General features: G+C 64.7%; 25 protein-coding genes. 12 read left to right on the top strand and 13 right to left on the bottom strand.

Features of this window, described 5'->3' with window-relative positions:
* Window positions 1-19: 19 nt before the first annotated feature.
* Window positions 20-541, top strand: coding sequence for a hypothetical protein (locus M3I56_RS17245; RefSeq protein WP_254355020.1), 522 nt, complete (start codon window positions 20-22; stop codon window positions 539-541).
* A 3-nt stretch (window positions 542-544) separates the two neighbouring features.
* Here the strand turns inward: M3I56_RS17245 and M3I56_RS17240 are convergent, their stop codons facing one another.
* A complete protein-coding gene (locus M3I56_RS17240; RefSeq protein ID WP_254355019.1) occupies window positions 545-994 on the bottom strand; it encodes a hypothetical protein in 450 nt (149 codons plus the stop codon).
* 218 nt (window positions 995-1,212) lie between these two features.
* On the opposite strand from M3I56_RS17240, the gene M3I56_RS17235 reads away from it, so the two are divergent.
* The 7 genes from M3I56_RS17235 to M3I56_RS41080 all read left to right on the top strand — a co-directional run bounded on the left by M3I56_RS17235 (window position 1,213) and on the right by M3I56_RS41080 (window position 8,925).
* Window positions 1,213-1,914 (top strand): CDP-alcohol phosphatidyltransferase family protein, encoded by a 702-nt coding sequence (locus tag M3I56_RS17235; protein WP_254355018.1) that lies wholly within the window; start codon window positions 1,213-1,215, stop codon window positions 1,912-1,914.
* Complete coding sequence (locus M3I56_RS17230; protein ID WP_254355017.1) at window positions 1,911-2,720, top strand: 2OG-Fe(II) oxygenase; 810 nt, start codon at window positions 1,911-1,913, stop codon at window positions 2,718-2,720. Before M3I56_RS17235 ends, M3I56_RS17230 begins: the two co-directional genes overlap by 4 nt.
* Window positions 2,717-3,727 carry a flippase-like domain-containing protein gene (locus M3I56_RS17225; RefSeq protein WP_254355016.1) on the top strand — a complete coding sequence of 337 codons (1,011 nt, stop codon included), beginning with the start codon at window positions 2,717-2,719 and terminating at the stop codon, window positions 3,725-3,727. Before M3I56_RS17230 ends, M3I56_RS17225 begins: the two co-directional genes overlap by 4 nt.
* Window positions 3,728-3,756: 29 nt before the next feature.
* Window positions 3,757-4,536 carry an NTP transferase domain-containing protein gene (locus M3I56_RS17220; protein WP_254355015.1) on the top strand — a complete coding sequence of 260 codons (780 nt, stop codon included), beginning with the start codon at window positions 3,757-3,759 and terminating at the stop codon, window positions 4,534-4,536.
* 229 nt (window positions 4,537-4,765) lie between these two features.
* Window positions 4,766-6,169, top strand: a complete 1,404-nt coding sequence (locus M3I56_RS17215; protein WP_254355014.1) for an MFS transporter — start codon at window positions 4,766-4,768, stop codon at window positions 6,167-6,169.
* 136 nt (window positions 6,170-6,305) lie between these two features.
* Window positions 6,306-8,036 (top strand): gamma-glutamyltransferase, encoded by a 1,731-nt coding sequence (gene ggt / locus M3I56_RS17210; protein ID WP_254355013.1) that lies wholly within the window; start codon window positions 6,306-6,308, stop codon window positions 8,034-8,036.
* A 349-nt stretch (window positions 8,037-8,385) separates the two neighbouring features.
* Window positions 8,386-8,925, top strand: coding sequence for a LuxR family transcriptional regulator (locus M3I56_RS41080; protein ID WP_302056876.1), 540 nt, complete (start codon window positions 8,386-8,388; stop codon window positions 8,923-8,925).
* An 18-nt stretch (window positions 8,926-8,943) separates the two neighbouring features.
* Here M3I56_RS41080 and M3I56_RS17200 read toward each other — a convergent pair whose 3' ends face one another.
* From M3I56_RS17200 to M3I56_RS17190, 3 genes are all read right to left on the bottom strand, one after another.
* On the bottom strand, window positions 8,944-9,135 hold the full coding sequence (locus tag M3I56_RS17200; protein WP_028205049.1) for a hypothetical protein: 192 nt from the start codon (window positions 9,133-9,135) through the stop codon (window positions 8,944-8,946).
* 34 nt (window positions 9,136-9,169) lie between these two features.
* On the bottom strand, window positions 9,170-10,873 hold the full coding sequence (locus M3I56_RS17195) for an FAD-dependent oxidoreductase (RefSeq protein WP_254355012.1): 1,704 nt from the start codon (window positions 10,871-10,873) through the stop codon (window positions 9,170-9,172).
* A gap of 181 nt (window positions 10,874-11,054) precedes the next feature.
* Entirely contained in the window at window positions 11,055-11,873 is an 819-nt protein-coding gene (locus tag M3I56_RS17190) for a LuxR C-terminal-related transcriptional regulator (RefSeq protein WP_254355011.1), read from the bottom strand.
* 228 nt (window positions 11,874-12,101) lie between these two features.
* Between M3I56_RS17190 and M3I56_RS17185 the strand changes: the two genes are divergently transcribed.
* Complete coding sequence (locus M3I56_RS17185) at window positions 12,102-13,124, top strand: VTT domain-containing protein (RefSeq protein WP_254355010.1); 1,023 nt, start codon at window positions 12,102-12,104, stop codon at window positions 13,122-13,124.
* Window positions 13,125-13,163: 39 nt separating this feature from the next.
* Here M3I56_RS17185 and M3I56_RS17180 read toward each other — a convergent pair whose 3' ends face one another.
* Window positions 13,164-14,591 (bottom strand): DHA2 family efflux MFS transporter permease subunit, encoded by a 1,428-nt coding sequence (locus M3I56_RS17180; RefSeq protein ID WP_254355009.1) that lies wholly within the window; start codon window positions 14,589-14,591, stop codon window positions 13,164-13,166.
* A gap of 273 nt (window positions 14,592-14,864) precedes the next feature.
* Between M3I56_RS17180 and M3I56_RS17175 the strand changes: the two genes are divergently transcribed.
* Entirely contained in the window at window positions 14,865-15,890 is a 1,026-nt protein-coding gene (locus M3I56_RS17175; RefSeq protein ID WP_254355008.1) for an aldo/keto reductase, read from the top strand.
* A gap of 27 nt (window positions 15,891-15,917) precedes the next feature.
* Here M3I56_RS17175 and M3I56_RS17170 read toward each other — a convergent pair whose 3' ends face one another.
* The 7 genes from M3I56_RS17170 to M3I56_RS17140 form a co-directional block, all read right to left on the bottom strand.
* Complete coding sequence (locus tag M3I56_RS17170; RefSeq protein ID WP_154677984.1) at window positions 15,918-16,094, bottom strand: hypothetical protein; 177 nt, start codon at window positions 16,092-16,094, stop codon at window positions 15,918-15,920.
* A gap of 553 nt (window positions 16,095-16,647) precedes the next feature.
* A complete protein-coding gene (locus M3I56_RS17165) occupies window positions 16,648-17,349 on the bottom strand; it encodes a carbonic anhydrase (RefSeq protein ID WP_254355007.1) in 702 nt (233 codons plus the stop codon).
* 341 nt (window positions 17,350-17,690) lie between these two features.
* A complete protein-coding gene (locus M3I56_RS17160; RefSeq protein WP_254355006.1) occupies window positions 17,691-18,530 on the bottom strand; it encodes an ABC transporter ATP-binding protein in 840 nt (279 codons plus the stop codon).
* Window positions 18,531-18,568: 38 nt separating this feature from the next.
* Window positions 18,569-19,402 (bottom strand): ABC transporter permease, encoded by an 834-nt coding sequence (locus tag M3I56_RS17155; RefSeq protein WP_254355005.1) that lies wholly within the window; start codon window positions 19,400-19,402, stop codon window positions 18,569-18,571.
* Window positions 19,403-19,444: 42 nt separating this feature from the next.
* Window positions 19,445-20,308 carry an ABC transporter permease gene (locus tag M3I56_RS17150; protein ID WP_254355004.1) on the bottom strand — a complete coding sequence of 288 codons (864 nt, stop codon included), beginning with the start codon at window positions 20,306-20,308 and terminating at the stop codon, window positions 19,445-19,447.
* Between the two features lie 21 nt (window positions 20,309-20,329).
* Window positions 20,330-21,406, bottom strand: coding sequence for an ABC transporter substrate-binding protein (locus M3I56_RS17145; protein WP_254355003.1), 1,077 nt, complete (start codon window positions 21,404-21,406; stop codon window positions 20,330-20,332).
* 284 nt (window positions 21,407-21,690) lie between these two features.
* Window positions 21,691-22,938, bottom strand: a complete 1,248-nt coding sequence (locus tag M3I56_RS17140; RefSeq protein WP_254355002.1) for an MFS transporter — start codon at window positions 22,936-22,938, stop codon at window positions 21,691-21,693.
* A gap of 105 nt (window positions 22,939-23,043) precedes the next feature.
* On the opposite strand from M3I56_RS17140, the gene M3I56_RS17135 reads away from it, so the two are divergent.
* Window positions 23,044-23,925 carry a LysR substrate-binding domain-containing protein gene (locus tag M3I56_RS17135; protein ID WP_254355001.1) on the top strand — a complete coding sequence of 294 codons (882 nt, stop codon included), beginning with the start codon at window positions 23,044-23,046 and terminating at the stop codon, window positions 23,923-23,925.
* A 486-nt stretch (window positions 23,926-24,411) separates the two neighbouring features.
* Window positions 24,412-24,810 carry a BON domain-containing protein gene (locus M3I56_RS17130; RefSeq protein ID WP_254355000.1) on the top strand — a complete coding sequence of 133 codons (399 nt, stop codon included), beginning with the start codon at window positions 24,412-24,414 and terminating at the stop codon, window positions 24,808-24,810.
* Between the two features lie 171 nt (window positions 24,811-24,981).
* Here the strand turns inward: M3I56_RS17130 and M3I56_RS17125 are convergent, their stop codons facing one another.
* Complete coding sequence (locus M3I56_RS17125; RefSeq protein ID WP_254354999.1) at window positions 24,982-25,935, bottom strand: LysR family transcriptional regulator; 954 nt, start codon at window positions 25,933-25,935, stop codon at window positions 24,982-24,984.
* Window positions 25,936-26,176 lie beyond the last annotated feature (241 nt).

Here is a 26,176-nt window from a genome sequence, read left to right as displayed (position 1 = left end):
ACCCGATGAAAACCCCGCCATGACCGATTCCTCACCCGCAACCGATCCCGATTTCCCCGCCGATGACCCCGCAGCCGAAGCCGAGGTGATCCAGGAAGCGCGCCTGTGGCGCAAGGACGGCTGGACCGCGCGCGTGATCAAGAACGAGGACGACGACGGCTGGGCCGTCCAAATGATCAAGGACGGCGAGCCGGAGCCTGCACTCGTCGGCCCGTGGACCATGGGCCGTGACAAGAAGAATCCCAAGCCGCTCGATACGTCGGCGTTCAACACGCTCGTAAAAACCGCTTCGGAGGTGCTGCGCCGGCACGAGCAGCAATTGCGCGCGCTGCTGCACAAGCGCGTGAGCGTGCAGACCGCAGAGGGCGATGTGGACGTGACGCTCGACATCGTTCCCGACGAGTACGAGCCCTACGCGCTCGTCAGCGCGATCGATGCGTTTGGCGAGCAACTCGCTCAAGCGCGCGTCGGGCCGAACTTCAAGCTCACGAAAGCGCGCGCCGAGGCCTGGGCCGAAGGCGGTTTCGGGCGTATCGAGTAAATATCAGAACCCGCCCGCTGACTCCTGCTTGCAGAAGATCGCAGTCAATAGCGGTCCGGCATGGTGGACGATGGCGTTATTGCCTGCCGCCGTGAGTGCCGCCTGCACCCTGGCCTGGGTGCCGACCACGACGGCCCCGTAGGCGGAAGGGGCGATGGGCGTGCCGTCGCCGGTCTTGAAGAGCGGGTCGTCCTTCTGGAAACCCACGATGGCGAACACGCTGAAGCCATAGGCGGTCATGCGCTGGCCGCGCGCGGGCCAGAACGCGTTGATCGAATTGCTTTCGACCTTCATGGGCTTCGGATCGATCAGGTTTTGCATGATCAGCCCCGAGATGAAGTCGTGCGCGGACTCGCTGCAGGTCAGCGAGTCGTCGATGGCGGCGGCGCGGGCATTGCCGGCGAGAAGCGTCAGGAAAGCGAGAAAAAGGGCGACAAAGGTAAAGCGTTTCATTAAATGAGTGGCGAAAGTGCGTACGCCCAGGCCGGAATGCGGTGGGCGCACAACGCCCAGGCTGGCGCGAAGGGTTGCACTCTACGCGTGTTCGGGCGATTTCGCTTGCGGCGCTGCGGGAGCCGATCTGGCGCTTTGCCTTACAAAACCACAAGCTGAAGTAGTGCGAACGTCGGAACACCTGCAAGTTTTCTGGAAGGCGTATATATTTCGCGGTTATGACCGAAAAAAACAAACCTGTAAAAACGGCTCCACGGACGGTGCCGCAGCCACGCACCTGGGACGCTCGCGCGGCGCGCTGGCTTGTCACCCCGCTTGTACCCACGCGCGTTACCCCGAATCATCTGACCACGCTGCGACTCCTGATTGGCGTTGCCGGCGGCTTTTATCTGGCGCGCGGAGATTTTCTGCACGTCAATATCGGCGCATTTCTGATCGTACTGTCGAATTTTGTTGACCATACCGACGGTGAGCTGGCGCGCATCAGCGGCAAAACCAGCCGAATCGGGCATTTGTACGATCTCGCGGCAGACGCTCTCGTTACCGTTCTGCTGTTCTTTGGCATGGGCTACGGCCTCGGCGTCGTGGCCGCCCACGCCGGCGCCGAATGGCGTGTGCCGCCTGCCGTGCTCGGCGGCATCGCGGGCGTCGCGGTCGCCGTGATTTTTTTCCTGCGCATGCGCGTCGAGGAAATGGCTGGCAAGGCGGGCACCCAACAGGCGTTCGCCGGCGGCTTTGAGACTGAGGACGTGTTGTATCTGCTACCCCTTGTCACGCTGACAGGCGTCGTGTCGCCGTTCATTATCGCGGCCTCGATCGGGGCGCCGTTGTTCGCCATCTGGGTGGTGCTCGACTATGTGCGCGTGACGCGCCGCTTGCGCCCCGCCAAGGAAACCAGTCAGGCGTGGAGCAGCAGATGAGCGTGCAAGCAGAACAAGAACAGGTCGTAGCGCCTCCCGTCCCCGCACCGGCCCGCGCCGCGCGCGCGGCGGCCGGCGAGCCGGACGGCGCGATCGGCCGCACGCTTCAACCGTTGAACATCGCGCGCCTGCGCGACGACTACCAGAGCCAGGGCTCGTTCCTGTATCTCTCCGATTTTCTGCCCGCCGACGCCACGCAACAGTTGATCGACGCGGCCAACGCGCTGCTTCCCGAAGTCAACCGCAACTATCTGCCGGGCCACAAGGCGGGCGGCAGCGTGAGCCGTCACACCATCGACCGCCTCGCGCCGTACATCGCCGAGCTTTACCGCTCGCCGCAACTGATTGCGTGGCTCGAAAAGATCACGGGCGACCGCCTGCAGTTGTCGCCCGAAGACGACCCGCACGCTTACGCGCTCTATTACTACACACGCGCCGGCGATCATATCGGCTGGCATTACGACACGTCGTATTACGACGGCCGCCGCTATACGGTGCTGCTCGGCGTGATCGACGAGTCGTCGTGCAAGCTCGACTACGAGCTGCACACGAAAGACCCGAACAAGACGGATGAACCGGGCTCGGTGCAGTACCCGCCGGGCGCGCTCATCGTGTTCGACGGCGACAAGCTTCGCCATCGCGTCACGCCGAGCCTCGAGGGCGAAGTGCGCGTTTCGCTGACGCTCGAATACGTGACGAACCCGAACATGCGCCCGTGGCGGCGTTTCATTTCGAACATGAAGGACGCCATTGCGTACTTCGGTTTCCGTCAGGTGTTCCGCAAGGCGTTTGGAGGCAAGGTGTGAGCCGTGCTGCCATCCTGCTGCTGTCGATCGGCACGGCACTCTTCATTGCGCTGCTCGCCTGGCAGGGACTCGGGTCGGTAACGGGCGCGCTCGCGGCCGCCGGCTGGGGGCTGGTGCTCGTCGCGGCGTTCCACGTCGTGCCGCTCGCACTGGACGCGGGTGCGATCGCCGTGCTCTTTGGCAAAGGCGAGCGTGTCGATCAACGTGATGCACTGCTCGCGCGGTGGAGCGGCGAGTCGGTCAACAGCCTGTTGCCCGCGGGCCAGATCGGCGGCCCCGTGGCGATGGTGCGCCAGCTCGCGCAACGCGGCATGTCGATGCGCAACGCGGCTGCGGCCATCACCGTGAGCACGACGCTGCAAGCCGTCGCGCAGATCGTCTTCGCCGTATTCGGCATCGCGCTTTTTTCGGCCTACGCCGCCAATGGCGCGCCGCGCGATCTCGGCGTCGCCGCGCTGATCGCGACCGCCGTGCTCGGCGGCCTGATCGCGCTGTTCTATGTCGCGCAGCGCCGCGGTCTGTTCGGGCGCCTGCTGCGTCTCGCTTCGAAAGTGTTCGGCAAGCGCGACTGGTCAACGCTTGCCACGCGCGCTGACGCCATCGACGAGGCCGTGAAGTCACTTTATGCCCGCCGTGGCCGCGTGGCGGCCAGCTTCGCGCTGAGCCTCGCGGGCTGGCTCGTGGGCACGGTGGAAGTGTGGCTCGCGCTGCGCTTTCTCGGCCATCCCGTAGGCTGGATCGATGCGCTGCTGCTCGAAAGCATCGGCCAGGCGATTCGCGGCGCGGCCTTTGCCATTCCTGGCTCGCTGGGCGTGCAAGAGGGCGGTTATCTGCTGCTCGCGCCGCTCGTCGGCCTGCCGCCCGAGGCGGCACTCGCGCTCTCGCTTGCCAAGCGTGCGCGAGAAATCCTGCTCGGCTTGCCGGGCCTTCTGTATCTGCATTTCAGCGAACGTAGCTGGCTACGCCGCCGCGCCTCGCGCGTCTGCGCTGTCGAAGTCGCCGATTGACCCTTTTTTCTCCCAAGGAACGTTTGCGCATGCGCGCCATCATTCTCGCGGCAGGCCTCGGCCTGCGCCTTCAGCAACACGCTGGAGAACAGTTTCCGAAATGTCTGCTGCAGTTCGAGGGCGTGACGCTGCTCGAACGCCATCTGCAATTGCTGGAAGAGGCGGGCGTGACGGAAGTCGTGCTCGCGCTCGGCTTCCAGCCTGAGCTGGTCGAGGCCGAACTCAAGCGCATCAGCTGGCCGCACAAGGTCGAGGTCGTGATGAATCCGCGCTTCGACCTGGGCAGCGTGCTCACGGTGCATCGCACGGCAGAAGCGCTCACGCGCGGCGGCGACGTGCTGCTCATGGACGCCGACGTGCTCTACGACGAGCGCGTGTTCGCGCCGCTCGTGGCGGGTGCGGGGCCGGCCAACCGTCTCTTGATCGACCGCGACTTCGAAGCCGGTGACGAGCCCGTGAAGCTGTGCCTGCGCAATGGCGTGCCCGTCGAACTGCGCAAGCAGCTGGCGGTCGGTCTGCAATACGACACGATCGGCGAGTCGGTGGGCTTCTTTCGCCTGAACGAAGCGACGGCGCGCCGTTTTGCGCAGATCGTCGAAGGCTACGTCGATACGGGCCGCGCGAACCTGCCGCACGAAGAAGCGCTGCGCGACCTGCTGCTCGAACGCGGCAGCGAATTCGAAACCGCGGACGTGACCGGCGCGCCGTGGATCGAGATCGACTTCCCCAATGACGTCAGGCGCGCCGCAGAGCAGGTGCTGCCGCAACTGCGTCCCGTGCTGAGCCGCGTGAAGCAGACGGCTCTGTGAAGCGCATCTGCGCGGATTGCCCAACGCTGATTGCTTGAATCTGGCCGCGAGGTCTGCCTCCGCTTGAAAGCGGAGGCGGGCTTCGCGGCTTTTGCTTTTGCGGGCGCTTTCGCTTCATGCCGCACACACGAGGCGCGCCGCTTCATCTGTTGCCGGGTTCCCGTTTTCCGCAACAAGGGCCATAATGGCAGCTTTACGCCATCAGCCACGCTGATCGTCGTTCCTGCCCATGCCATTAGCCCTCGGCACATTCATCGTTCCGCTCATTGTCGCGTGCTCGATGTTCATGGAGAACGTGGACGGGACGGTCATCGTCACCGCGCTCCCCGCGCTGGCCCGCGATCTCGGGCAGGACCCCATCACACTCAAGCTGGCCGTCACGAGCTACGTGATCGGCCTTGGCGTGTTCATCCCGATCTGCGGCTGGGTGGCCGATCGCTTCGGCTCGCGCAATGTGTTTCGCACGGCCATCGGCATCTTCATGGCGGGGTCGCTGTTGTGCGCGGCTTCGAGGTCGCTCGAGATGTTCGTGGCCGCGCGCTTCGTGCAGGGCATCGGCGGCGCTATGATGGTGCCGGTGGGCCGGATCATCATCTTCCGCTCGCTGCCCAAATCGGACTTCATTCGCGCGGTCAACTATCTCACGGTGCCCGCGTTGCTCGGGCCGGTCGTGGGGCCGCCGCTCGGCGGGTTCATCACCACGTATCTGCACTGGCGGCTGATTTTCTTCATCAACATTCCGATTGGCGTGCTCGGCATCTGGCTCGCGAACCGGCATATCGAGAACATGCATGAGGAGCATCCGGGGCGGCTCGACTGGGCCGGCTTCGTGCTTTCGGCGGGTGGGGCGTCGCTGTTCATGCTCGGCCTCTCGCTCGTGGGCGGCGAGCTCGTCGCCACTGGCACTGCGGTGACGATGTGCGTGATCGGCGCGTTGCTGCTGGTGGCCTATTGGTTGTATGCGCAACGTATCGAGCGGCCCGTGCTCGATCTGAAATTTCTGCGCATACCGACGTTCAATGCGAGCGTAGCGGGCGGGTCGCTGTTTCGCATCGGGCTTGGTGCGGTGCCTTTCTTGTTACCGCTCACGCTGCAGGAAGGGCTCGGCATGACGGCGTTCGCTTCAGGCGCCATCACTTGCGCTTCGGCGTTCGGCTCGATCTTCATGAAGGCGATCGTCTCGCGCGTGCTCGGGCGCTTTGGCTTTCGCCGCACGCTGATGGTCAACGCGGTGCTCGCGGGTACGGCCATCGCGATATGCGGCTCGTTTTCGCCTGGCATGCCCGTGTGGCTCATCTGGCTCATCGTGCTCGCGGGCGGGATCTTTCCTTCGCTGCAGTTCACCGGCCTCAATTCGCTCGCCTACGCCGATATTCCGACGCGCGACATCGGCCGCGCCACGAGCGTAGCAAGCGTGATCCAGCAGGTGTCGCTCGGTCTCGGCGTGACGATCGCGGGCCTCGTGCTGCAGATCTCGCATCGCGTGCAAGGGCATTCTGCCATCGTCTGGTCCGATTTCTGGCCGGCGTTTCTCGTGGTCGGGCTCTTTTCGGTGGCGTCGATTCCGGTGACGATGCGTTTGCCCGCGAATGCGGGCGAAGAAATTGCGCGCGGCCGGCGCGGCAACGCCTGATCCAGTCCAGGACGGGACGTCGTCTTGCACGGCGGCGGAATCAGCGGATCGCCGGATCGCAATCGTTTTCCCGGCATGCTATAAGGCCAAGGCAGGTTTCCGGTAGGCCAACAAACCGAATCATGGGGTGAACTCAATGAAGCTGGTTGAAAAAACGAAAATTTCCGCTGCCGCTCTCGCACTGCTTTCGCTATCCGCCTTGTCCACGGGCTTCCTCGAAGCCACGCCGGCCTTTGCTAAGGATACGCAGCAACGCCCCGCGGTCCTGAATGCATCGGCGGTGGCCGTTGCCGACAAGTATGCGGCCGACGCCGCCGAGCAGATCCTCAAGGAGGGCGGCAACGCCGTCGATGCGGCGGTCGCCATCGCCTTCTCGCTCGCCGTGACGTACCCCGAAGCCGGCAACATCGGCGGCGGTGGGTTCATGACGCTCTACGTGAACGGCAAGCCGTACTTCCTCGACTATCGCGAGCGCGCGCCGCTCGCCGCCACGCGCACGATGTACCTCGACGACAAGGGCAACGTGATCCCGGGCAAGAGCCTGTTCGGCTATGACGCCGTGGGCGTGCCGGGGACGGTCGAGGGCATGTGGGAAGCGCAGAAGCGCTTCGGCAGGCTGCAATGGAAGCAGGTGCTCGCGCCGGCGATCAAATACGCGCGCGACGGCTTCGTCGTGGACGAGCAACTCGCAAAGCGCCGTGAGGCCGCAGAAAAGGACTTCGCCGGCAAGACCAATTTCGACGACTACTTCGGCAACCTGAAGGAGGGCGTGACGTTCAAGCAGCCCGATCTCGCCAACGTGCTCACGCGCATTGCGAACCAGGGCGCGAAGGACTTCTACGACGGCAAGACCGCGGACCTGATCGCCGCCTCGATGAAGGGCCACGGCCTCATCACGAAGCGCGACCTGCAGGAGTACAAGGCAGTGTGGCGCCAGCCGGTGGAGGCGAAGTGGAACGGCTACGAGATCATCACCGCGCCGCCCCCGAGTTCGGGTGGCGTGGGCCTCGTGCAGCTGCTCAAGATGAAGGCAATGCTGGCGCCGCAATTCAAGGACGTGCCGCTCAATTCGCCGCAGTACATCCATCTGATCGCGGAGATCGAGAAACGCGTGTTCGCGGATCGTGCGCAATATCTCGGCGACCCCGACTTCTACAAGGTGCCGGTCGCGCAGCTCACCGACGACGCCTACCTCGCGAAGCGCGCCGCCGAAGTCGATCCCGACAAGCCTTCCGACACCAAGAGCGTGCAGCCGGGCCTCGGCACCTCGATGCCTGAGAAGGCGGAAACGACGCACTTCTCGGTGGTCGACAAGTGGGGCAACGCCGTTTCGAACACGTACACGGTCAATGGCTATTTCGGATCGGGCGTGGTCGTGCCGGGCGCCGGCATCGTGCTCAACGACGAGATGGACGATTTCGCGTCCAAGCCCGGCGTGCCGAACATGTTCGGCGTGGTGGGCAGCGATGCGAACGCGATTGCGCCGAAGAAGCGTCCGCTTTCGTCGATGACGCCGACCATCCTCACGAAGGACGGCAAGGTGGCGCTCGTGATCGGTACGCCGGGCGGGTCGCGCATCTTCACGTCGGTGTTCCAGGTCATCAACAACAACTACGACTTCGACATGCCGTTGAAGGACTCGGTGGCGGCGATGCGCTTCCACCACCAGTTGCTGCCGCCCAACACGATTTTCTGGGAGCCGTACCAGCCGATCGACGGCGAACTCGCCAAGCAGGTCGAGGCGAAGGGCTACGTGCTGAAAGGGCAGGACTTCAACGGTGACATTCAGGCGATCCGTATCAACGGCGATACGCCCGACGCGGTTTCCGATCCGCGCGGCCGTGGCGTGTCGCGCCTGATCCAGTAAAACCACGACGCCGATGCGAAACGATGCGCCCCGCATGAAAGCAAACCATCTCGCATCGGCAAGCTGGCATTAGGCGGCAAAAGTTTGCATGACATGAGCGTTTGTCCTCAAATTTGGGGATGCCGCTCCGTTATTCATCGCGTACTATGCAACCTCCGGCGGAAGACAGCCCTTTGCCGGCGTGTGTTTTTCTTGGGGCGGCATTTGCCGCCCCATTTTCTTTTCGGCATGTCCGCTGCACGCTTCACAGTCGCACTGCATATTGAATCCGTCAGGCGAGGTCACTAAGCTCTGACGTTTGCGCCGCCACGTAAGTGAGGCGCGCGCCCACTTCTCATCGCACCCGAGCATGGACCTGACGAGCCGCGAACTCGCGTTGATCGCCGACGTCTTCAAGCTGCTGGCCGACCATATCTTGCCCGAGGGCGCCTTGCGTCTCGAGGTGGGGCGCCGCCTGCTCGAACTGCTGCACGCCGACGGCCTGCATGCGGGCGCCGACCTGTTCGTCTGGTCGGGCGAAGAGAATCTCGATCATCTGCGCATTCGGCGCGGCAAGCGGCGCGAGCATTTTTCCGAACGGGAACGGGTGCTGTTCGATCTGGTGCGCCCGGCTTTCATCGCTGCGCTGGCGCGCTCGCACGCGCAGACGGGGCACGTTCAGCCGCCAACCGACATCTCCATTGCGGATAACGCAGCGATCAGCCGCCTGACGCGGCGCGAGCGCGACGTGGTCGCGCTCGTGGTGGAAGGGCTGCTCGACAAGGAGATTGCCGAGCGGCTAGGCATTTCCTACACGACCGTGCGCACCCACCTCGATCGTTCGTTTCAGAAACTCGGCGTCAGCAACCGCTCGCGCCTCGCGCGGCTCGTTCAGGCGACGCCGCGCTGAGGCGCGCCGCGTCTCCCCTTATTCCGGCACGGCTGCCGAAACGTTCTTGCCTGCGGCGTCGATCAAGCCGAGGCAGGTTTGTGCGTTGCCGATCCGCTCGATCGCGAGCAGCGCGAAGCGCGCGAGAAAGAGCGGGCCGTTGGCTTCGCCCAGATTGGTCATGGTCTTGCACAACTGCGTGTAGACGGTGTCGAGTTCGCTGTCGGTCATGGCTTTCTCCATCTGTCGTTGTTTTCGCCCATGCTCAGGCGCACAGCGCGTGGTCGAGGGCGGCGAGCGCCTGCGCGGCGACGGTGCCGGCTTCGCCGTGCCAGCGGCCGAGCACGTGGCCGTCCGGGCGCACGAGGTAGAGCGCGCCGGGCTGGGCGCCATACATCGGGAACAGGCGTCCCGTTCGATCCCAGCCGCTGCGGCGCGATGCGTCGGCGGGCTGGCGCTGCGCCAGCGGCACCAGCGCGAACGGCAGTGCGCGCGCGGCCAGCGTCGTGTCTAGCGCGGCCAGCGGGGCGGGCGTTGCGCCATCCTCGCTGAAGTAGAACGCCGTGAAGCCTGGCGCGAGCAGGTCGGTCACGTGGCCTTCGCGCGAGCCTGCCTGATCGACGATCGTGAGCGGGCATTCGGGCAGCACCGTGCCCGGCGCCGGGCCGTTCGCGAATGCGTCGCTGGCCGCGTTGAGCGGCGAGGCCGTGTAGGCGATGGCCGAAGTCTGGCGCGGATTGATCAGCGAGCGCACGGCGGCGTGCTCGCGCGCGAGGCTCAGCACGGCGGTGCGCATCAGATCGAAGGCGAACGACGGCGGCGCCATGAACTCCGTGCTCTTGGTCCCGTAGCTCAAGTTTTCGTGTGCCGCGTAGACGCGCTCGTCGGAGTAGCTGTCGAGCAGCGCGTCGCTCGCGAGACCCTTCACGACATACGCGAGTTTCCACGCGAGGTTGTCGGCGTCGTCGATGCCCGAGTTCGCGCCGCGCACGCCGAAGATCGGCACGAGGTGCGCCGCGTCGCCCGCGAACAGCACACGGCCGTGGCGATAGCGCTCGAGTGTGAGCGCGTTGGCCTTGTAGATCGTGATCCAGACCGGCGACCACGATGCTGTCTCGCCCATCATGTCGAGCAGGCTCTGCACGCGCGGCATGACGTTTTCGGGTTTGATCGCTTCGTCGGCGTCCTCGCCGTCGCGCAGCTGATAGTCGATGCGCCACACGTTGTCGGGCTGCTTGTGGACGAGTACGGTCGAGCCGGGATTCGACGCCGGGTCGAAATACGCGAGCCGCTCCGTGGGCCGCGCACTGTCGAGCAGGATGTCGACGATCACATAACGGCCCTCATAGCTCGTGCCCTGAAGCTTCAGGCCGAGCGACTCGCGTACCGTGCTGCGGCCGCCGTCGGCGGCGATGAGCCAGTCGGTCTGCGCGATGTAGTCGCCTGCGGGCGTGGAGAGCGAGAGCGTGGCGCCATACGCGTCGTGCTGCAGAGCCGTCACTTTCGTGCGCCAGCGAATGTCGATGAGATCGGCGTGCCGCTCCGCGGCGTCGAGCAGGAACTGCTCGATGTGGTACTGCGCGAGGTTGACCATCGGCGGTAGCTTCTGGTTCTCGTCCTGCGGCATCGTGAAGTGCAGCACTTCGTCGTTGCGATAGAAACTGCGCCCGCCGGTCCACGGCAGGCCTTTGGCGAGGAAGCCGTCGAGCGCGCTGAGGCGCTCGACGATTTCAAGGCTGCGGCGCGAGATGCAGATCGCGCGGCTGCCGTAGCAGACCGATTCGTCGGCTTCGATCAGCACCGAGCGCACGCCGTGCTTCGCGAGGCCGAGCGCGATGGCGAGGCCCACTGGACCGCCGCCGACGATCGTCACGGCGTGGCGTTGGGCTTCACGGCCGTCGTCTAGTTCGGGCAGGCGGGCGGCGTACTGCTTCGCCTCGAACGGATAGGGTTTGAATTCGGCGCTCATGGGGAATGCGTCTCCGATACGTAAGTCTTCTTGCCGGCTTGCCCCGAGGGGGCGCTGGCGATAAAGGCAGTATGGAGTGCGAGGCGCGGCCCGCTGTCCTCAATTTGGGTACAGGGGGCTTACGGGGGGAGATGAGCGGGTGTTGCGCACGCCTACTTCTTCGCGCGCTTGCAGCGGGTGTTTAGCCCTGATCCGTCGCCAGACAAAGCGCAAAAAGCTGCCGCTGGCTCGAAATGCCCAGCCGCTGATACGCCCGTTTCTGATACGTCACCACACTGCTGGGCTTCACGCCCATGCACTCGGCGATTTCAACCGCGCTGCGTCCTTCGAGCACGCCGCGCAGGGCGTCGAGTTCGCGTTTGGAAAGCGTGGGGCAGAGTCCGCGCAGGCGCGCGAGCATCATCTGAGGAATGCCGAGCTGGCTCTGGCCGCGAATCGTGTAGTGATGCCGCGCCGACTCGCCGATCAACGGCGCGAGCGATTCGACCAGCTCCACTTCGCCCGGCTGAAAATTGCCGGCGTCGCTTTCGCGGTACAGGTTCACGGAGAGCCAGATATCGGCGGCCGGTTGCAGCAGCAGCGAGAGCCGGTCGGACACGTTGGGCGTGGCGTAACACGCGGTGCGGTAACCGTCGTGCGCGATGTCCGCGCTGCTTTGCCAGTGCAGCACGAGCGACGAGCCGGGCTTGTCGGCCGAGCCGCCGCTGACGATCTGCTGGTTGCCGTCGAGCGCGTAGAAAAGGCGCGCGTAGGTATCGGCGACGTCGCGCAGAAAGCGCCCGCCGCGATGATCGGCCACGGAAACCGTGCGTGGCCGGTTGCCGAATTCGTAGGCGAACACGGTGCACTGCGTGACCGAAGTCGCCGGGCCGAGCATGTTCAGCACTTCGGCGGCGAGCGCATTGGCGTCGTCGCGGCCGATGGCCGAAACGAGGCTGGTGACGCGCGAGAGGTCGAATTGACCTCCCTGCCTCGGTCGATCGAGATGCCAGTAACGCATGTTTCTTAACGGAAAACGGCTGGAAAAAGCAACTTTTACGAGATTAGCACCGTTTCGCACCAGCGCGAAAGCGCCAGCAGCGGGGCCGGATCGCCGCGCGATGCCGCCGCGAAGGCTGCGTCAACGAGAGCAAGGAATGGCACGTTGGGGTAATCTCCACCCTCGGCCGGCGCGGTATTCGCGCCATGTTTCCTTACCTGAACATCCCCGCGCGCAGGTTATCTCGAAATGTTGACGCTCCCCACCGCGATTCCACCCGATTTCGGCGCCGGAGCGGTCTTTCTCAGCGTACTCGTCACGCAACTGGGCGTGCCCCTGCCGGCCGCGCCGGTGTTGATTCTCGCGGGCACGATGGCGGCCAGCGGCGAGACATCCTACGGGAGCCTACTGGCGGCGGCCGTGATCGCCACGCTGCTCGCGGATTCGCTGTGGTTCGCCGCGGGCCGCAAGCGCGGGCGGCGTCTGCTCAACGGGCTCGTGCGCTTTTCGCTGTCGCTGGACACGACGATCCGCATCGCGCGCAACGTATTCGAGCGCTACGGCGCGCCGATTCTCGCGGTGGCGAAGTTCGTGCCGGGGCTCGGCCTGATTTCCGCGCCCCTGCTCGGCACGACGACGGTGGCGGTGCACGTCTTCCTGCTGTGGGACACGGTTGGCGCAGCGTTGTGGGCGGGCACCTGGCTGCTCGGCGGCGCGGCGCTGCATGCGGAAATCGTGCGGTTCGCGGCGTTCGTGCGCGCGAACGGCATGACGATCTTCGACGTGCTTGCCGTGGCGGGCGTGCTGTTCCTCGCCTGGCGCTGGCTGCGGCGCATGCAGTTCCGCCACTGGCTGGCGACGCACCGCATTTCGCCCGATCAACTCGACGAGATGATGAGGTCGAGCGCGCCGCCCATCGTGCTCGACGCGCGTCCGCAAACCGTGCGCGAGAAGGAGGCCTACCGGATTCCCGGCGCGCGGCCGCTGAATCTCGAATCGAGCGAAGAACTCTCGCCCGAACTGATTGGGCGTCCAATCGTCGTGTACTGCGTGTGCCCGAACGAGGCGACGGCCAAGCGCATCGTCGATCAACTGCGCAACAAGCACATCTATCACGCGCACGCGCTCAAGGGCGGGCTCGACGCCTGGGAGCGCCACGGTTATCCGGTCGAGCCGCTGTCCAATGAGTTCCACGCGGCGCATGCCCATGCCGATGAACTCGAAGCGGGCGAGGAAGCGGAATACACCGTGCGGGCAAGCCTTTCCAAATAACGGTAGTTTTGCCGCGCGTCGCCAGGCGCGCGGCGTTGCCTACGCGCGCTGCCGGCGCGAGCCGCCGCCCACGTTCTGTCCCGCGTCGCGCGCCATCTGCGCATAACCCCACACCGAAATCAGCGTGAGCACGCCGGCCCCGAGAAAGGCGAGCCGGAAGTCGTCGAGCGTGAACACATGGCCCGTGGTTTCGCCGTTCACGTTCGCGGCCACGCGCAGTGCGAGCGCGCCGAATGCAATGCCAAGGCCAATGGTCATCTGCGCCGCGGCGCTCCAGAGCGTGCTGGCCGCGCTCATCTGCGGCTGCGCGACGTCGGCGTAGGCCAGCGTGGCGAGGGTGGAAAACTGCATCGAGCGCGCCATGCCGTAGACGAACACGACGATCAACACGATGGCGAGTGGCGTGCCGGGCGTGAGCAGGCCACACGCGATCAACGACACACCCGCGACGCTGACGTCGACGACGGAAACGAGCCGGAAGCCCCAGCGTTCGAGAATGCGCGTCGTGAGCGCCTTCATGCCGAGATTGCCGAGCGCGCTCACGAGCAGCAGCAGGCCGGACTTGAACGCCGAGAGACCGAAGCCGATCTGGAACATCAGCGGCATCAGATACGGCGCCGCGCCGATGCCGATGCGCGTGATCGAGCCGGTCACGATCGTGACGGAAAACGTCGGAATTTTCAGCGTGGAAACATCGACGAGCGGGTGCGGATGCCGTTTCGCATGGACGAACGCGACGACCCCGATCGCGACGCCCGCCGCCACGAGCGCCACCGCGCGCCACGGATTCTGGCCGGCCTGGCTCGCGAGTTCCGCGCCGTAAAGGATGGCGGTGAGCGCGGCGCCGCTCAGCACGAGGCCCGCCACGTCGAGCGGCCGGCGCTGTTCGCCGCGCAGGTTCGGCACGATGGCGGCGATGGCCGCGAGCACGGCAATGCCGAACGGCACGTTCAGCAGAAAGATCCAGCGCCACGACGCATACGTCGTGATGAAACCGCCGATGGGCGGTCCCACCACGGGCGCGGCGATGGCGGGCCAGGTGATCGTCGAGATTGCCTGCATGAGCTTGCTTTTCTCGGTGCTGCGCACGACGACCATGCGCCCGACCGGCACCATCATCGCGCCGCCAATGCCTTGCAGAATGCGCGCGGCCACGAACTCGTCGACGTTCTGCGAGATGCCGCACAGCACCGACGCCACCGTGAACGTGACCACGGCGCTGAAGAACACGGTGCGCGCGCCGCAGCGGTCCGCCACCCAGCCGCTGGCCGGAATGAAGATGGCGAGCGCGAGCATATAGGCGGTCACGCCAAGACTCAGGCTATTCGGGCCGATGCCGAACGAGCGCGCCATTTGCGGCAGCGCTGTGGCGATCACGGTCGTGTCGAGGTACTCCATGAAGAATGTGGCGGCGACGAGGTACGGCAGCCAGCCGACGCCGGAGGAGCGTTGCGCAGGAGCGGTCATTGCGCCTCCACGCGGTAGAGAGGAATCAATGTGATCTTGGTATGGAGCATGGGCGGGCAGCGGAGTTATTGCCGATCGGAGCATTGCGGACCGGATAGTGAAGCAGAAAGCCCGCGGCGAAAGGCGACAGTTTCCAATACGCAAAAGCATCTGTACAGCCGCGCGGCGGTCGGCGGCGCCGTGAGACCTTCGCGGCAAGCCCGAATCGAAGCGCGTAGACTCGTCCGCTGTCGGCATCTCATCGTCAACCCCTTGATTAGTGGAGGATCGGAAATGGAATACCGTTTTCTGGGTGCGTCCGGAATGAAGGTGCCGGTGCTGAGCTTCGGCACCGGCACGTTCGGCGGCAAAGGCGAGTTCTTCGAGGCCTGGGGCGCAACCGATGTCGCCGAAGCGCGCAAGCTCATCGACATTTGCCTCGACGCCGGTGTGACGATGTTCGACACGGCCGACATCTATTCGAGCGGCGCGTCGGAGTCGGTGCTCGGCGAAGCGCTCAAGGGGCGCCGCGACAAGGCGATCATCTCGACCAAGGCGACCTTCCGCTTCGACGACGAACCCAATAACGTGGGCTCGTCGCGCTTCCACCTGAAGCGCGCGGTGGACGCGGCGCTCAAGCGTCTGCAGACCGACCATATCGACCTGTTCCAGTTGCATGGTTTCGATGCGCACACACCGGCCGAAGAGGTGCTGTCCACGCTCGACGAACTCGTGCGCGCAGGCAAGATTCTCTACACGGGCGTGTCGAACTTCTCGGGCTGGCACCTGATGAAATCGCTGGCCGTGGCCGATCGCTACGGCTATCCGCGTTACGTCGCGAACCAGACGTACTACTCGCTGATCGGCCGCGACTACGAGTGGGAGCTGATGCCGCTCGGGCTCGACCAGGGCGTGGGCGCGGTGGTGTGGAGTCCGCTCGGCTGGGGGCGTTTGACGGGCAAGATCCGGCGCGGCCAGCCGCTGCCGGAGAAGAGCCGTCTGCACAAGACGGCAGAGCAGGGTCCGCCGGTGCCGGACGAGTCCCTCTTTCGCGTGCTCGACGCTATCGATGAGATCGCGAAGGAAACCGGCAAGACCGTGCCGCAGATCGCGCTGAACTGGCTGCTGCAACGGCCGACGGTCGCGACGGTGCTGATCGGCGCGCGCGACGAGGCGCAGTTGCGCCAGAACCTGGGCGCGGTCGGCTGGAACCTCACGCCCGGGCAGGTGGCGAAACTCGACGCCGCGAGCGCGGTGCGGCCTGTGTACCCCTACTGGCATCAGGAGGGGTTCGCCGAGCTCAACCCGTCGCCGGTGTGACAGGTTTCGTCGCTCGGTGATGCTCGATCAAGCCGCTTCGGTCTGGCGCAGGATCTGGGTCGCGCCCAGATGCAGCGCCAGCGCGAAGAACTCGCGCTCCGCGAGATTGAGGGTCTTCGCGGCGGCCATTGCGCGGTAATGATCTTCCGGGTGCAGGAACAACTTCACTTCGACTTTCGACTGACGGTTCTGCGCGGACTCCATGGATGCTTCTCCTTCGGTAACCGGGCGCTCGGCCCGTGACGGGTGCGAAGCCCATTACCGGGCGTCCATACGCGCAAGGGCGCGCGCCGTTTGCCGCGATGCGAGCGGCGGCATGAAAACGGCGATGACGCGGAGTGGGCCTTTCAAGTTCGCCTGCAGCGGCGCGTGCGCGGCGGCAGGACACGCGCGCTGAACTAGCGAAGCGTGGGACGACGCAATGCGCCGGTAGTGCGGTTGAAGCCGGAATGAGACAGGTGATGCGACGGCGGGGCAACTTGCTGCATAGCGACCAACCTCCGGATTTTTCCTTCTTGTGCGGCAGGGCGCCGCATGTAGTACGGGCCAGAGTGTAGTCGGGTTTTGGTCTAGGGTAAACCCCTAATTCGAGAAGAATTATTGCATAGATTGAGAAAATCGCGCGGCAAGGCCCGAAATGCGGCGTGGACGCACTTCAAATTATGCGGAATGAATGGGAAATGGGGCGGCGTGAATCGCCGCCCCGGCGCTGGCCTGCAAGCCAGCGTGAAGGCGTGAGCGCGTCAGCGCCCGGCCATTATTCCTCGACGCGCTTGCGCAGGCGCGCGCGCGCTTCGCCGAGCGAGAGGAACTTGCCGTGTGCTTCGTCCAGCACGGTGACTTTGCCGTGGCCGATGTCATAGACCCAGCCCTGCAGTTCGAGCTGGCCCTGGGCCACGCGCGCCGCCACGGCGGGGTGCGTGCGCAGGTGCGTGAGTTGCAGGCGGACGTTTTCTTCCACGAGCGCCTGAACGACCTGGTCGTCGTCCAGACCGCGGGTCTTGACCACGCTGCGCGCGGCTTCCGCGTTGCGCAGCCATGCCTGCACGGTGGGCATGTCGGCAGTGGCTTCCGCGCCCGAGGCGAGCCCCTTCATCGCGCCGCAATCGGTGTGGCCGCACAGCACGATCTGCTTCACATTGAGCGCGAGCACCGCGAATTCCACGACGGCTGAAACGCCGCCGAGCATTTCGCCATACGCCGGCACGATATTGCCGATGTTGCGGCAAACGAACAGATCACCGGGTTTGGCCTGCGTGATCATTTCCGGCGAAACGCGCGAGTCGGCGCAGGTGATGAAGAGCGTGTGCGGCGCCTGGCTGTGGGCGAGGCTGTGGAACAGCTCCTTGTTGCCCGGGAAAACGTGATGAGTGAATTCGTCCACGCCGTCGAGCAGGTGTAACAGGTCGCAGCCGCACGAATCGGAGTGACCGTCGTGCGAGTGGGTGTTGTCTGGCATGGATGTTTCTCTCTTTATCATGAATCGACACTATCGAATGGCAACAGCGGGAGTTTACGCTGAGCCGACCCCTTGCGGCTCGGAAAACTTCGCGCCACCTTGCGAAGGACAGCTGTTTTCCCGGTACTCAATCGTCCAACCGGCGGGATATGTCGATAAACCGGCCGAAAAGACAGCTAAGTACGGGAAAGCGGGCTGCGGCGAGGGCGCTGACGTGTCGCGCGTTTTCGTTCGAAAACAGATTTTCTCACGCCGAGCGTCGTTGGCCCATCCGGGGTGTCGCCGGTGGTGTCGGGATCATGAGGAGGGATGAGACGCGACTGACCAGTCGGTCGATGCGCTTACCACGCCATGCGCCATTGACCTGAAGGTTGGGCGAGGGTGTCGGTATCGGGTAACAGCGTGTCGCCGGGCGGTGTCGCTGCGTCTGAGAAGTCGGAGAGAATCTCGTCGCGCAGTCGCACGAAGCGCGGATCCGTGCGTTCGCGCGGGCGCGGCGATGCCACGTCGACGATGCGACGGATGCGGCCGGGTCGCGGGGCCATCGTCACGACGCGGTCGCCCAGGTAGATCGCCTCGTCGACATCGTGCGTGACGAGGATCATCGTGATGCGTTCGCGTTCCCAGATGCGCAGCAATTCGTCTTGCAGACGGCCGCGCGTGAGGGCGTCGAGCGCGCCAAAGGGTTCGTCCAGCAGCAGCACGCGCGGGCGATTGACGAGGCCGCGCGCGATCGCCACGCGCTGCGCCATGCCGCCCGAGAGCTGATGCGGATACGCTCGCTCGAAGCCCGCTAGGCCCACGAGTGCGATGTGCTCAGCCACCGCCGCGTGCTTGTCGCGTGCCGACAGCGGGGCGTTGCGCAGTGCCGCCAGGATGTTCTGTTCGGTGGTGAGCCAGGGAAACAGCCGATGATCCTGGAACACGATGCCGCGCTCGAGCGAAGTGTCGCCAATACGTTCGCCGCGCATCATGATTGCGCCGTTGTAGCCCGCGTCGAGGCCGGCGATCAGACGCAACAGCGTGGATTTGCCGCATCCGCTCGCGCCGAGCACGCTCACGAATTCGCCGGGGCGTACATGCAGCGTCACGTCGTCGAGCACGACGAGCGCGGACTCGCCCGCGCCGTAACGCTTGCTCACGTGCAGAATGTCGAGTCCCGCGGGTTCAGTGACGCTCATCGGCTTTTCTCCCAGGTTCTGTTGATTGGTAGTCCGGATCATTGGATGTTGATGTGCAACCGCGCCAGCACCGTTCGCTCCACTCGCCGTGCGAGCGCATTGAGCGCCCAGCCGATCGCGCCCACGACGATGATGCCGAACAGCACGAGGTCCATGCGGAACTGCTCGCTGCCGTCGATCAGAAGATTGCCGATGCCGCTGCCCGCAACGAGCAGATACTCCGCACCGAGCGTGGCGAGCCATGAATAGATGAGCGCGAGATAAAGGCCCGTAAAAATGGAGGGCAGCGCGGCCGGCAACAGGACATGGCGGATAAGCTGCAGGCGCGAATAGCGCAACGCCTGCGCGAGTTCGACGTATTTACGCGGCACGGCGTGAATGCCGTCACACGTATGGGCGGCAACCGGGAGCAGCGCCGCGAGCGAAAGGAAGACGACCTTGGCGGCGTCGCCGAGACCGAACCACACGGAGATAAGCGGAATCCACGCGAACAGCGAGATCTGCTTGAACGTGTCGAAGCTCGGCCCCACGACGCGTGCCGCGATGCGCGAGAGGCCCAGCGCGCCGCCCAGCAGGAACCCCGCCGTTGCGCCAATGGCGAAACCACAGGCTTCGCGTACCAGCGACGCCGAAAGCGCGCGGACCAACGCACCGCTCTCGATCTGTTCGTAAGCGGCGCGCATCACATCGCCGGGACTCACGAGCAGGCCGCTCTTCACGAGATGCGAGGCGCTCAAGGCCCACCACAGCGCGATGGCCACGAGGGGCAGGGCGGCGCCACGTAAATCGACACTTCGTCGCGGCCTGGCTTTGGTGGCCGCTTCACAGGCGCAATCGGAACGCGCGGACTCTCGTGCAAGCGATATTTTCATGGCGAATTGTCCTCTGTCGTGAATGGCGGCAATCAAGCATCATCAGCCGCGAAACGCCGAAGGCGTGCCGCGGCGCAAACGCCGCTCCAACACATCGAGCAGACGATTGATGACGAGGCCGACCGCACCCACCACGACCACTGACGCCATCACGAGATCGAGCTGAAAGAGCTGGCGGCCATACACGATCAGATAGCCGAGCCCTTCCGACGACGCCACGAGCTCGACTACGACGAGCGCGAGCCACGCCTTCGTGAAGGCGAGGCGCACGCCGGTTGCGAGCGTCGGAACCGCGGCGGGCAGCACGAGCCACACGATACGTTGCCAGCGGGTATAGGCGAATACGCGCGCGACTTCGTCGAGCGCGGCGGGTGTTTGCCGAAAGCCCTGCATGGTGCTGAGCGTGACGGGCACGAGCGCCGCGTGAGCGATGAGCAAATATTTGAGCGGCTCGCCCACCCCGACGAGCAACAGCAGAAACGGTAGCCAGCCAAGCACGGGGATCTGCACGATCGCGTTGAAGCTGGGCAGCACCCACGCTTCGAGCGTGCGAGAGAGCCCGAGCGCGCCGCCGGTCAGCAGGCCGAGCACGGTGCCGCCTGCAAAACCCAGCAGCACGCGTTGCAGGCTGATCAGCGTATTGCGCGCCAGCTCGCCGCTTTGGGCGAGATCGACGAAGGTTTCATAAACGCGCTGCGGCGCAGGCAGGATTTGCGGGGCGATCCAGCCACGCGCGCAGCCCACGCTCCACAGCAGAAAAAGCACGGCAGGCAGCAGCCAGGGCGCGAGATGCCACGCCCAGCTGCGCAGTACGCTGCGCCAGCGCACGCGCGCGCTTGTCGCGTCGATACGTGGTGCTGTTGCACGCGGCGTGTCCGAAGCAATCGTGATCGCGGTTTCCGTCATGATGCGGCTCCTCTCGCGTGCTCAGCCAAGCGGCTTGCCGGCAGCGTCGTAGCGGGTCCAGTAGTGTTCGAGCTTTTGCTCGCGCAGCGCGTTGTCGAGATAGCGCGGCTCGAACCACGATTCGACCTCCACGGGCTGGCGAATCAGCTTCAGGCGCAGCGCGTCCTGCGCGACGGCTTTGTAGCGCGCCACGATGAACGGATCGATCAGCGGCGAATTGCGGTACTTGAGCGGCTGCTCGCCGAATTCGGCTTGCCAGGACGAATAGCTCACACCGCTCTTCGCCCAAAGCTTGAAGAGCGCGTCGCGGTTCGCTTCGTCGGACGACCATTGCGCCGCTTGCACGAAGACATTGACCACGCGCTGCACGATGTCGGGGTGCGCCTTCTCGAAGCCGTCGAGCACGAGCAGATGCGCCTGGCGCGTCAATTGCGGGCCATCATGCTGCGATTCGTAGACGATGCGAACGAGCCCCTGATCGCGCAGCCGGTATAGGTGATAGTCGTTTACCGAGGCGTCGATGCCTTTCGATGCGAGGGCCGCGAGCGAGCTTGCGGTGTCGAGGTTGATCACCCGTAGCGCGTGCTCGTCGAGCTGGTTCTCGGCGAGCGCATTGTCGGCCACGAGTTGCAGGTTCGTGCCGCGAAAAATGGCGACGCGCCGGTCCTTGAGATCCTTGATCGATTTGATGTCCGAATCGGAAGGTACACCCACCTTCACACCGGAACGCACGCCCGACTCCAGCAGGATGCGGGTCTTGAGACCGTTGGCGCGCGCGAGCACCGAGGGCAAGTCGCCTTGATACGCGAAGTCGAGTGCATTGTTGGCAATGGCCTCGTTCACCGCCGGGCCCGCGCCCTTGAAGAAGAGCCACTCGACCTTGATGCCGTCGGCGGCGAATTCCTTTTCGAGCAACTGCTGGCCGCGCACCGTGGCAGCGGTCGAACCGCCGAAAGTGGGCGGGTCGCCCGCGCCTTGCTGGGCGACGCCGATGCGGATCACGGCGGGCTTTTCCGCTGCGGCATGCAGGGAGATGAATGAAAGCGCTGCATAAATCAGAAACTGCGGCAGGCACTGCAGAACGCGATGTGAACGCATGGGCAGGTCGGATTTGGGTGACGAAACGGGGTGCGCGGACTGGCGAGCTTGCGTCGCTGTCGTTGCCGTTGGGTCATTCTTTTCCGGGTACGCCGATCAGGACAACCAATGATTCGAGATTTGCATTTCTCGACAAAGGCGCTGCGTTTTATGGGGAAAGTGAACGGCAGGGCGCATTCATGATAGTGGAGCTGCGCCCGTGCCGAAGGAAGAATTCGTGCTATCGATGTGAGCAGACGCGCAAAGCCGCACCGTGCGCCGGGCACGGTGCGCGAATGCGGGCCTTATTGTGTTTCGACCGCGTGGCGCGGCGCAACGGCACGCCGCGACGGCATGAAGTACCACACGGCGCAGAGCACTTGCAGCCCGACGAGAACAGCCCAGACGGTCTGATGCGCGACCGCTGGATAGTGGCCGTCGAGTGCCGGCCAGTGCGCGAGCGCGGCGCCGATCGCGATCTGCAGCAAGAAGATGCCGATGAAGATGACGAGCGTGAAAGTGGTGTTCACGCGGCCGATCAGGCGCGGGGGGAAATATTCGGCGAGCACGGCATATGTGAGGATGCCGGTGCCGCCGAACGCCCCGTAAGCGGCCCAAAGCAAGGACGCGGGAAGCGGCACGCGCGCGGCGAGCAAGGCTTGCACGAGCACGAAAACAAGCATCGTGACGCCGGAAAAGAGCTGGACGCCCACGCCGCGCCGCTCGAAGCTGCGTGCAAGCGCGCCAAAGCCGATGTTGCCGACAATGAATGCGCCGCCCAGCACGGAAACGAGCGAGGCCGCACGCGCACCGACGTCGGTGGTGCCGGCCGGCACGACGTCGCGCAGGAACGCCCCGACCCACAGCGACTGCATGGCGTAGAACACGGCCTGGGTGAGGCCCGAGAACGTCGCGGTCTTCCAGAACGCGTGGCTGCACAGGATGTGCGCGGTGCCCTTGAACTGCTCGAGGACGTTCGCCTGGTGGTGGGTGTCGCGCGTGCGCGGCCCGCCGATCCAGATGATGGCGGCCACGAGCACCGTGAGCGCCGCGAGCCCGAGGCTCACCGCACGCCAGGGCGCGATCGAGAGCAGCCACGAGAGCGGGGCGCCCACGGTCACGCCGCCCAGGCCGCCCACGGCCATCACGAGGCCATTCACGAGCGTGAGCTGCGCGACGGGAAAGTGCTGCGCCGTGGCCTTGAACGCGCCGCCCAGGCAAACCGATACGCCCACGCCGATCAGCAGCCGGCCCACCATCATCGCGGCGATGTTCTGCGAGACGCCGAAGACAAACGCGCCCGCTGCTGCCACGAGCATCACGCACGCGGTGACGCGGCGCGGGCCGTAATGGTCGAGCAGCACGCCGCCCGGAATTTGCGCGCCGGCGAAGCCGAGGAAATAGAGGCTCGTGAGCGTGCCGAGATCGGTCGCGGTGAAGCCCATTTCATGCGAGAGAAACGGCGCGAAGCCGAGATTGACCCCGCGAAACAGGTACGAAATGAAGTAGCCGAGCGCGAATACGGCGAATACGCGCAGTCTGAGTGAGGTCATGTTGAGGAGAAAGCGGATTGAATGCCTGGCTGTCGATTATTGGGGATTGCCGTGTGTGAGGCCAGAGAGAGATTTCAAACGGCATTGTGAGTAGAATTTGACGTCATGGCCCGATCTCTCCCCCCTTTGCAGGCGCTGCGCGCCCTTGAAGCCGCTGCGCGGCGGCGCAGTTTCAGCCGCGCGGCGGAAGAATTGCATTTGACGCACAGTGCGGTGAGCCATCACCTGCGCGCGCTCGAAACTGAATTGGGCGTCGAGCTGTTCCGCCGCGCGGGCAGCCGCATGATCCCCACGGCGGCGGGCGCACAGTTGGCCGAGCGCGTGCGCCGCAGTCTCGACGACCTGCGCGACGCGCTCGACGCCACGCGCCCCGGCGTGATCGGCGTCACGCGTCTGGAACTGAGCGTGATGTCCGATTTCGCGTCGGTCTGGCTGATTCCGCGCCTGGGCGACTTCTACGACCGCCATCCCATGGTCGACCTCTCGCTGCGCATGCACGCCGACGTGACGCCGCCCGACCCCTATCCCTTCGACATCGGCATCTGGCATCGGCGGGTCGACGAGCCCGGCTTCCAGATCCGCAAGCTGCTGGACGACCAGGTCGTTGCGGTATGCAGTCCGGCCTTGCTCGCACGCCATCCCGACTTTCGCATGGAAGATCTCGCGAGCATGCCGCTGCTGCGTTTTTCGCGCCGTTCCTGGCGCGACTTCTTCGAAGCCGCGGGCGTGGCCGGCGACGAACCGGAGCGCGGACCGGTGTTCGACGACGCAGGCCTGCTGCTGCAGGCGACAGTGGCCGGGCAAGGGGCGGCGACGGCACGCCTGCAGCTCGCGCGCGGATTCATCGAGCGCGGCGAGCTGGTGCAGTTGGGGCAGGTCCGCATTCCGGCCTCGCTCGACTATTACTTCACGTGGCGCGAGGGGCATCCGCGCGAGGCGGCGATCCAGCAGTTCTATCGATGGATAAAGGCGCAATTGGCCAATTGATGCCGGCCGGCCTCTCGTATTGCGCAATGGGTATTCGGGTTAACCGCTGTCCGTATTGTCAACGCTACTTGTGTGATGCGCGTTGCTGTTTGAATAAAGCGGCTCAATCCCGCTCTGGATTACGCGATTAGTCATTGTATTCATATCGCATGCACCAGGGCGGATCATGGCTGAAGGCATCGCGCCGGGCGTTTAAAAGCGGCAATGAAACGCCGGTAAATGGGCCGCAGAGTGGGCGCGTGAAGCGATTTAATTGCGTTCTTGCGCGATGGCTTCACTATTTGGACAATCAACTGTATTCGTCTGCGGAAAGCGGCAGGAAGTGTGGCGTGGAATCACATGTTGGGTACGCTTCGTGTCAAGAATGAAATAGTTGCGGTATTGTTACTCCCCATCGCCGTTAGGCGCGTGAATGTTTTGTAGTCAATGGTGTAGTTAACGGCCCATTCCTGGGCCAGCAATAAGACTGACAACAGGAGAAACTGCATGAAGGCTATTCAGATGTTCAAGCTTGCCGCAGCCACGGCACTCGTTGCGGCCTCGTTCCAGGTCTACGCGCAGGACGCTTCGGCACCGGCAGCCGCAGAAGCCCCTACCAGCGGTCCGACGGCCTCAGCCCAGCACAACGTCAATCAATCGAAGGCAGCATTGCGCCAGGCACGCGCTGCGAACCGTGCGCTCGGCCGTAAGGTCCGTGCGGCGCTCGCACGCGACCGGAACATCAGTGTGTCCAACATCACCGTGCGTGCGAAAGACGGCGCCGTCATCCTGCAAGGCTCCGTGCCCGAGCAGGCGCAGATCCAGCGCGCTGGCGATGTTGCCAAGGGCGTCGAAGGCGTGACGTCGGTGCGCAACGCGCTGACCATCCGCCCGGTTGGGACCTGAGCATCGGCTAGCCGGCGCGCGCCCATCGCCCTTCGAGGTGCGGGCGGCGATGCCGGAGCGGGTGTCTTTCTTCCTGAAGGCCGCACATGCAGTCCCATTCATGGACTGCATGTGCGGCTTTTTTATGGCTTGGCGAAACTGTGAAGCGCCATGCGGTAAAGCGCGTTGCGCTCACGGCTCGACGTAATGCATTTCCGGCGATTCGCCCATCATCAGCGGGCGATTGGCGTCGGCGGCCGCGCGCAGATAATCCCAGAGCGACGTGATGCGCCGCAGCTTGCGCAGGTCCTCGCGGCTGCACAGCCAGAAGCGTCGCGTCACCACGACTTCGTCGGGCAGGATCGGCACGAGGCGCGGGTCGGGCTCGGCCATGAAGCAAGGCAGGATAGCGAGCGCGCTGCCTTGCAGCGCAGCATGGTATTGCGCGATCACGCTGGTGCTGCACAGGTTCGCGGCCACGTTCGGCGCCGTGCGTTCGAGGTAGAGCAGTTCGTGGCTGAACGCCAGATCGGCGACATAGCTGATGAAGGCGTGATTGCGCAGGTCGGCGGGCGTGCGAATGCGTGGGTGGCGCTCGAGATAGGCCGGCGTGCCGTACAGGCGCAACCGGTAGTCGCATAGCTTCGTGTAGACATACTGTCCGCGCTCGGGGCGCTCAAGCATGATCGCGAGGTCGGCCTCGCGCTTTGAAAGGCTCACGAAATGCGGCACCGGCAACAGGTCGATCGACATGTCGGGATGCTGGCCCGTGAAGCGCGCCAACTGCGGTGCAAGAAAGAAGCAGCCGAAGCCCTCCGTCGAACCGACGCGCACATGGCCCGAGAGCGACTGCGCGCCGATCGCGAACTGCTCGCTGGCCGATTGCACCGTGGTTTCCACGGCATCCGCGTAGGCCAGCAGGCGCTGGCCTTCGGTCGTCAGCACGAAGCCGCCCGAGCGCGATTTGTCGAACAGGACAGTGCCTAGCGCTGCCTCCAGCTCGCGCACGCGGCGCGCAACCGTGGTGTGGTCGACGCCCAGGCGCTTCGCGGCGCCGCTCGCACGCTGCGTGCGCGCGACTTCCAGGAAGTAGCGCAGATCGTCCCAGTTCAGTGTCTCCATGCTGCTCGTTGTGTTTTTTTGCATATCGGATGGGCTTTTTCATCTCTATGCCGTGGATATTCGAATAACTATACTCGTTGAGGAACGCGACTGAAACAGACACGGTCGCACGACAACAAGGATGGAGACAGACGATGCCAATGCAGTCGTTCCCCGCGCGGGCGCCGCAGGTATGCACGCCGGCGCGCCGGTGTTCAGCGGGCCTCTCCTTTACCTCGCCCAGCTCCATTCCCCGCACGCTCGCCATGACTGTACGCGTTCGCAC

This window comes from Paraburkholderia sp. CNPSo 3281 (assembly GCF_024206515.1).
GTDB classification, from domain to species: domain Bacteria; phylum Pseudomonadota; class Gammaproteobacteria; order Burkholderiales; family Burkholderiaceae; genus Paraburkholderia; species Paraburkholderia nodosa.
The sequence above is the reverse complement of the archived record's forward strand: the minus strand, read 5'-3'. Positions and strand labels throughout refer to the sequence as shown.

What these genes read in the sequence shown, in the direction of transcription:
- M3I56_RS17245 (WP_254355020.1), top strand. Translation starts at nt 20, where the DNA reads ATGACCGATTCCTCACCCGCAACCGATCCCGATTTCCCCGCCGATGAC.
- M3I56_RS17240 (WP_254355019.1), bottom strand. Translation starts at nt 994, where the DNA reads ATGAAACGCTTTACCTTTGTCGCCCTTTTTCTCGCTTTCCTGACGCTT.
- M3I56_RS17235 (WP_254355018.1), top strand. Translation starts at nt 1,213, where the DNA reads ATGACCGAAAAAAACAAACCTGTAAAAACGGCTCCACGGACGGTGCCG.
- M3I56_RS17230 (WP_254355017.1), top strand. Translation starts at nt 1,911, where the DNA reads ATGAGCGTGCAAGCAGAACAAGAACAGGTCGTAGCGCCTCCCGTCCCC.
- M3I56_RS17220 (WP_254355015.1), top strand. Translation starts at nt 3,757, where the DNA reads ATGCGCGCCATCATTCTCGCGGCAGGCCTCGGCCTGCGCCTTCAGCAA.
- M3I56_RS17215 (WP_254355014.1), top strand. Translation starts at nt 4,766, where the DNA reads ATGCCATTAGCCCTCGGCACATTCATCGTTCCGCTCATTGTCGCGTGC.
- ggt (WP_254355013.1), top strand. Translation starts at nt 6,306, where the DNA reads ATGAAGCTGGTTGAAAAAACGAAAATTTCCGCTGCCGCTCTCGCACTG.
- M3I56_RS41080 (WP_302056876.1), top strand. Translation starts at nt 8,386, where the DNA reads ATGGACCTGACGAGCCGCGAACTCGCGTTGATCGCCGACGTCTTCAAG.
- M3I56_RS17200 (WP_028205049.1), bottom strand. Translation starts at nt 9,135, where the DNA reads ATGACCGACAGCGAACTCGACACCGTCTACACGCAGTTGTGCAAGACC.
- M3I56_RS17195 (WP_254355012.1), bottom strand. Translation starts at nt 10,873, where the DNA reads ATGAGCGCCGAATTCAAACCCTATCCGTTCGAGGCGAAGCAGTACGCC.
- M3I56_RS17190 (WP_254355011.1), bottom strand. Translation starts at nt 11,873, where the DNA reads ATGCGTTACTGGCATCTCGATCGACCGAGGCAGGGAGGTCAATTCGAC.
- M3I56_RS17185 (WP_254355010.1), top strand. Translation starts at nt 12,102, where the DNA reads ATGTTGACGCTCCCCACCGCGATTCCACCCGATTTCGGCGCCGGAGCG.
- M3I56_RS17180 (WP_254355009.1), bottom strand. Translation starts at nt 14,591, where the DNA reads ATGACCGCTCCTGCGCAACGCTCCTCCGGCGTCGGCTGGCTGCCGTAC.
- M3I56_RS17175 (WP_254355008.1), top strand. Translation starts at nt 14,865, where the DNA reads ATGGAATACCGTTTTCTGGGTGCGTCCGGAATGAAGGTGCCGGTGCTG.
- M3I56_RS17170 (WP_154677984.1), bottom strand. Translation starts at nt 16,094, where the DNA reads ATGGAGTCCGCGCAGAACCGTCAGTCGAAAGTCGAAGTGAAGTTGTTC.
- M3I56_RS17165 (WP_254355007.1), bottom strand. Translation starts at nt 17,349, where the DNA reads ATGCCAGACAACACCCACTCGCACGACGGTCACTCCGATTCGTGCGGC.
- M3I56_RS17160 (WP_254355006.1), bottom strand. Translation starts at nt 18,530, where the DNA reads ATGAGCGTCACTGAACCCGCGGGACTCGACATTCTGCACGTGAGCAAG.
- M3I56_RS17155 (WP_254355005.1), bottom strand. Translation starts at nt 19,402, where the DNA reads ATGAAAATATCGCTTGCACGAGAGTCCGCGCGTTCCGATTGCGCCTGT.
- M3I56_RS17150 (WP_254355004.1), bottom strand. Translation starts at nt 20,308, where the DNA reads ATGACGGAAACCGCGATCACGATTGCTTCGGACACGCCGCGTGCAACA.
- M3I56_RS17145 (WP_254355003.1), bottom strand. Translation starts at nt 21,406, where the DNA reads ATGCGTTCACATCGCGTTCTGCAGTGCCTGCCGCAGTTTCTGATTTAT.
- M3I56_RS17140 (WP_254355002.1), bottom strand. Translation starts at nt 22,938, where the DNA reads ATGACCTCACTCAGACTGCGCGTATTCGCCGTATTCGCGCTCGGCTAC.
- M3I56_RS17135 (WP_254355001.1), top strand. Translation starts at nt 23,044, where the DNA reads ATGGCCCGATCTCTCCCCCCTTTGCAGGCGCTGCGCGCCCTTGAAGCC.
- M3I56_RS17130 (WP_254355000.1), top strand. Translation starts at nt 24,412, where the DNA reads ATGAAGGCTATTCAGATGTTCAAGCTTGCCGCAGCCACGGCACTCGTT.
- M3I56_RS17125 (WP_254354999.1), bottom strand. Translation starts at nt 25,935, where the DNA reads ATGCAAAAAAACACAACGAGCAGCATGGAGACACTGAACTGGGACGAT.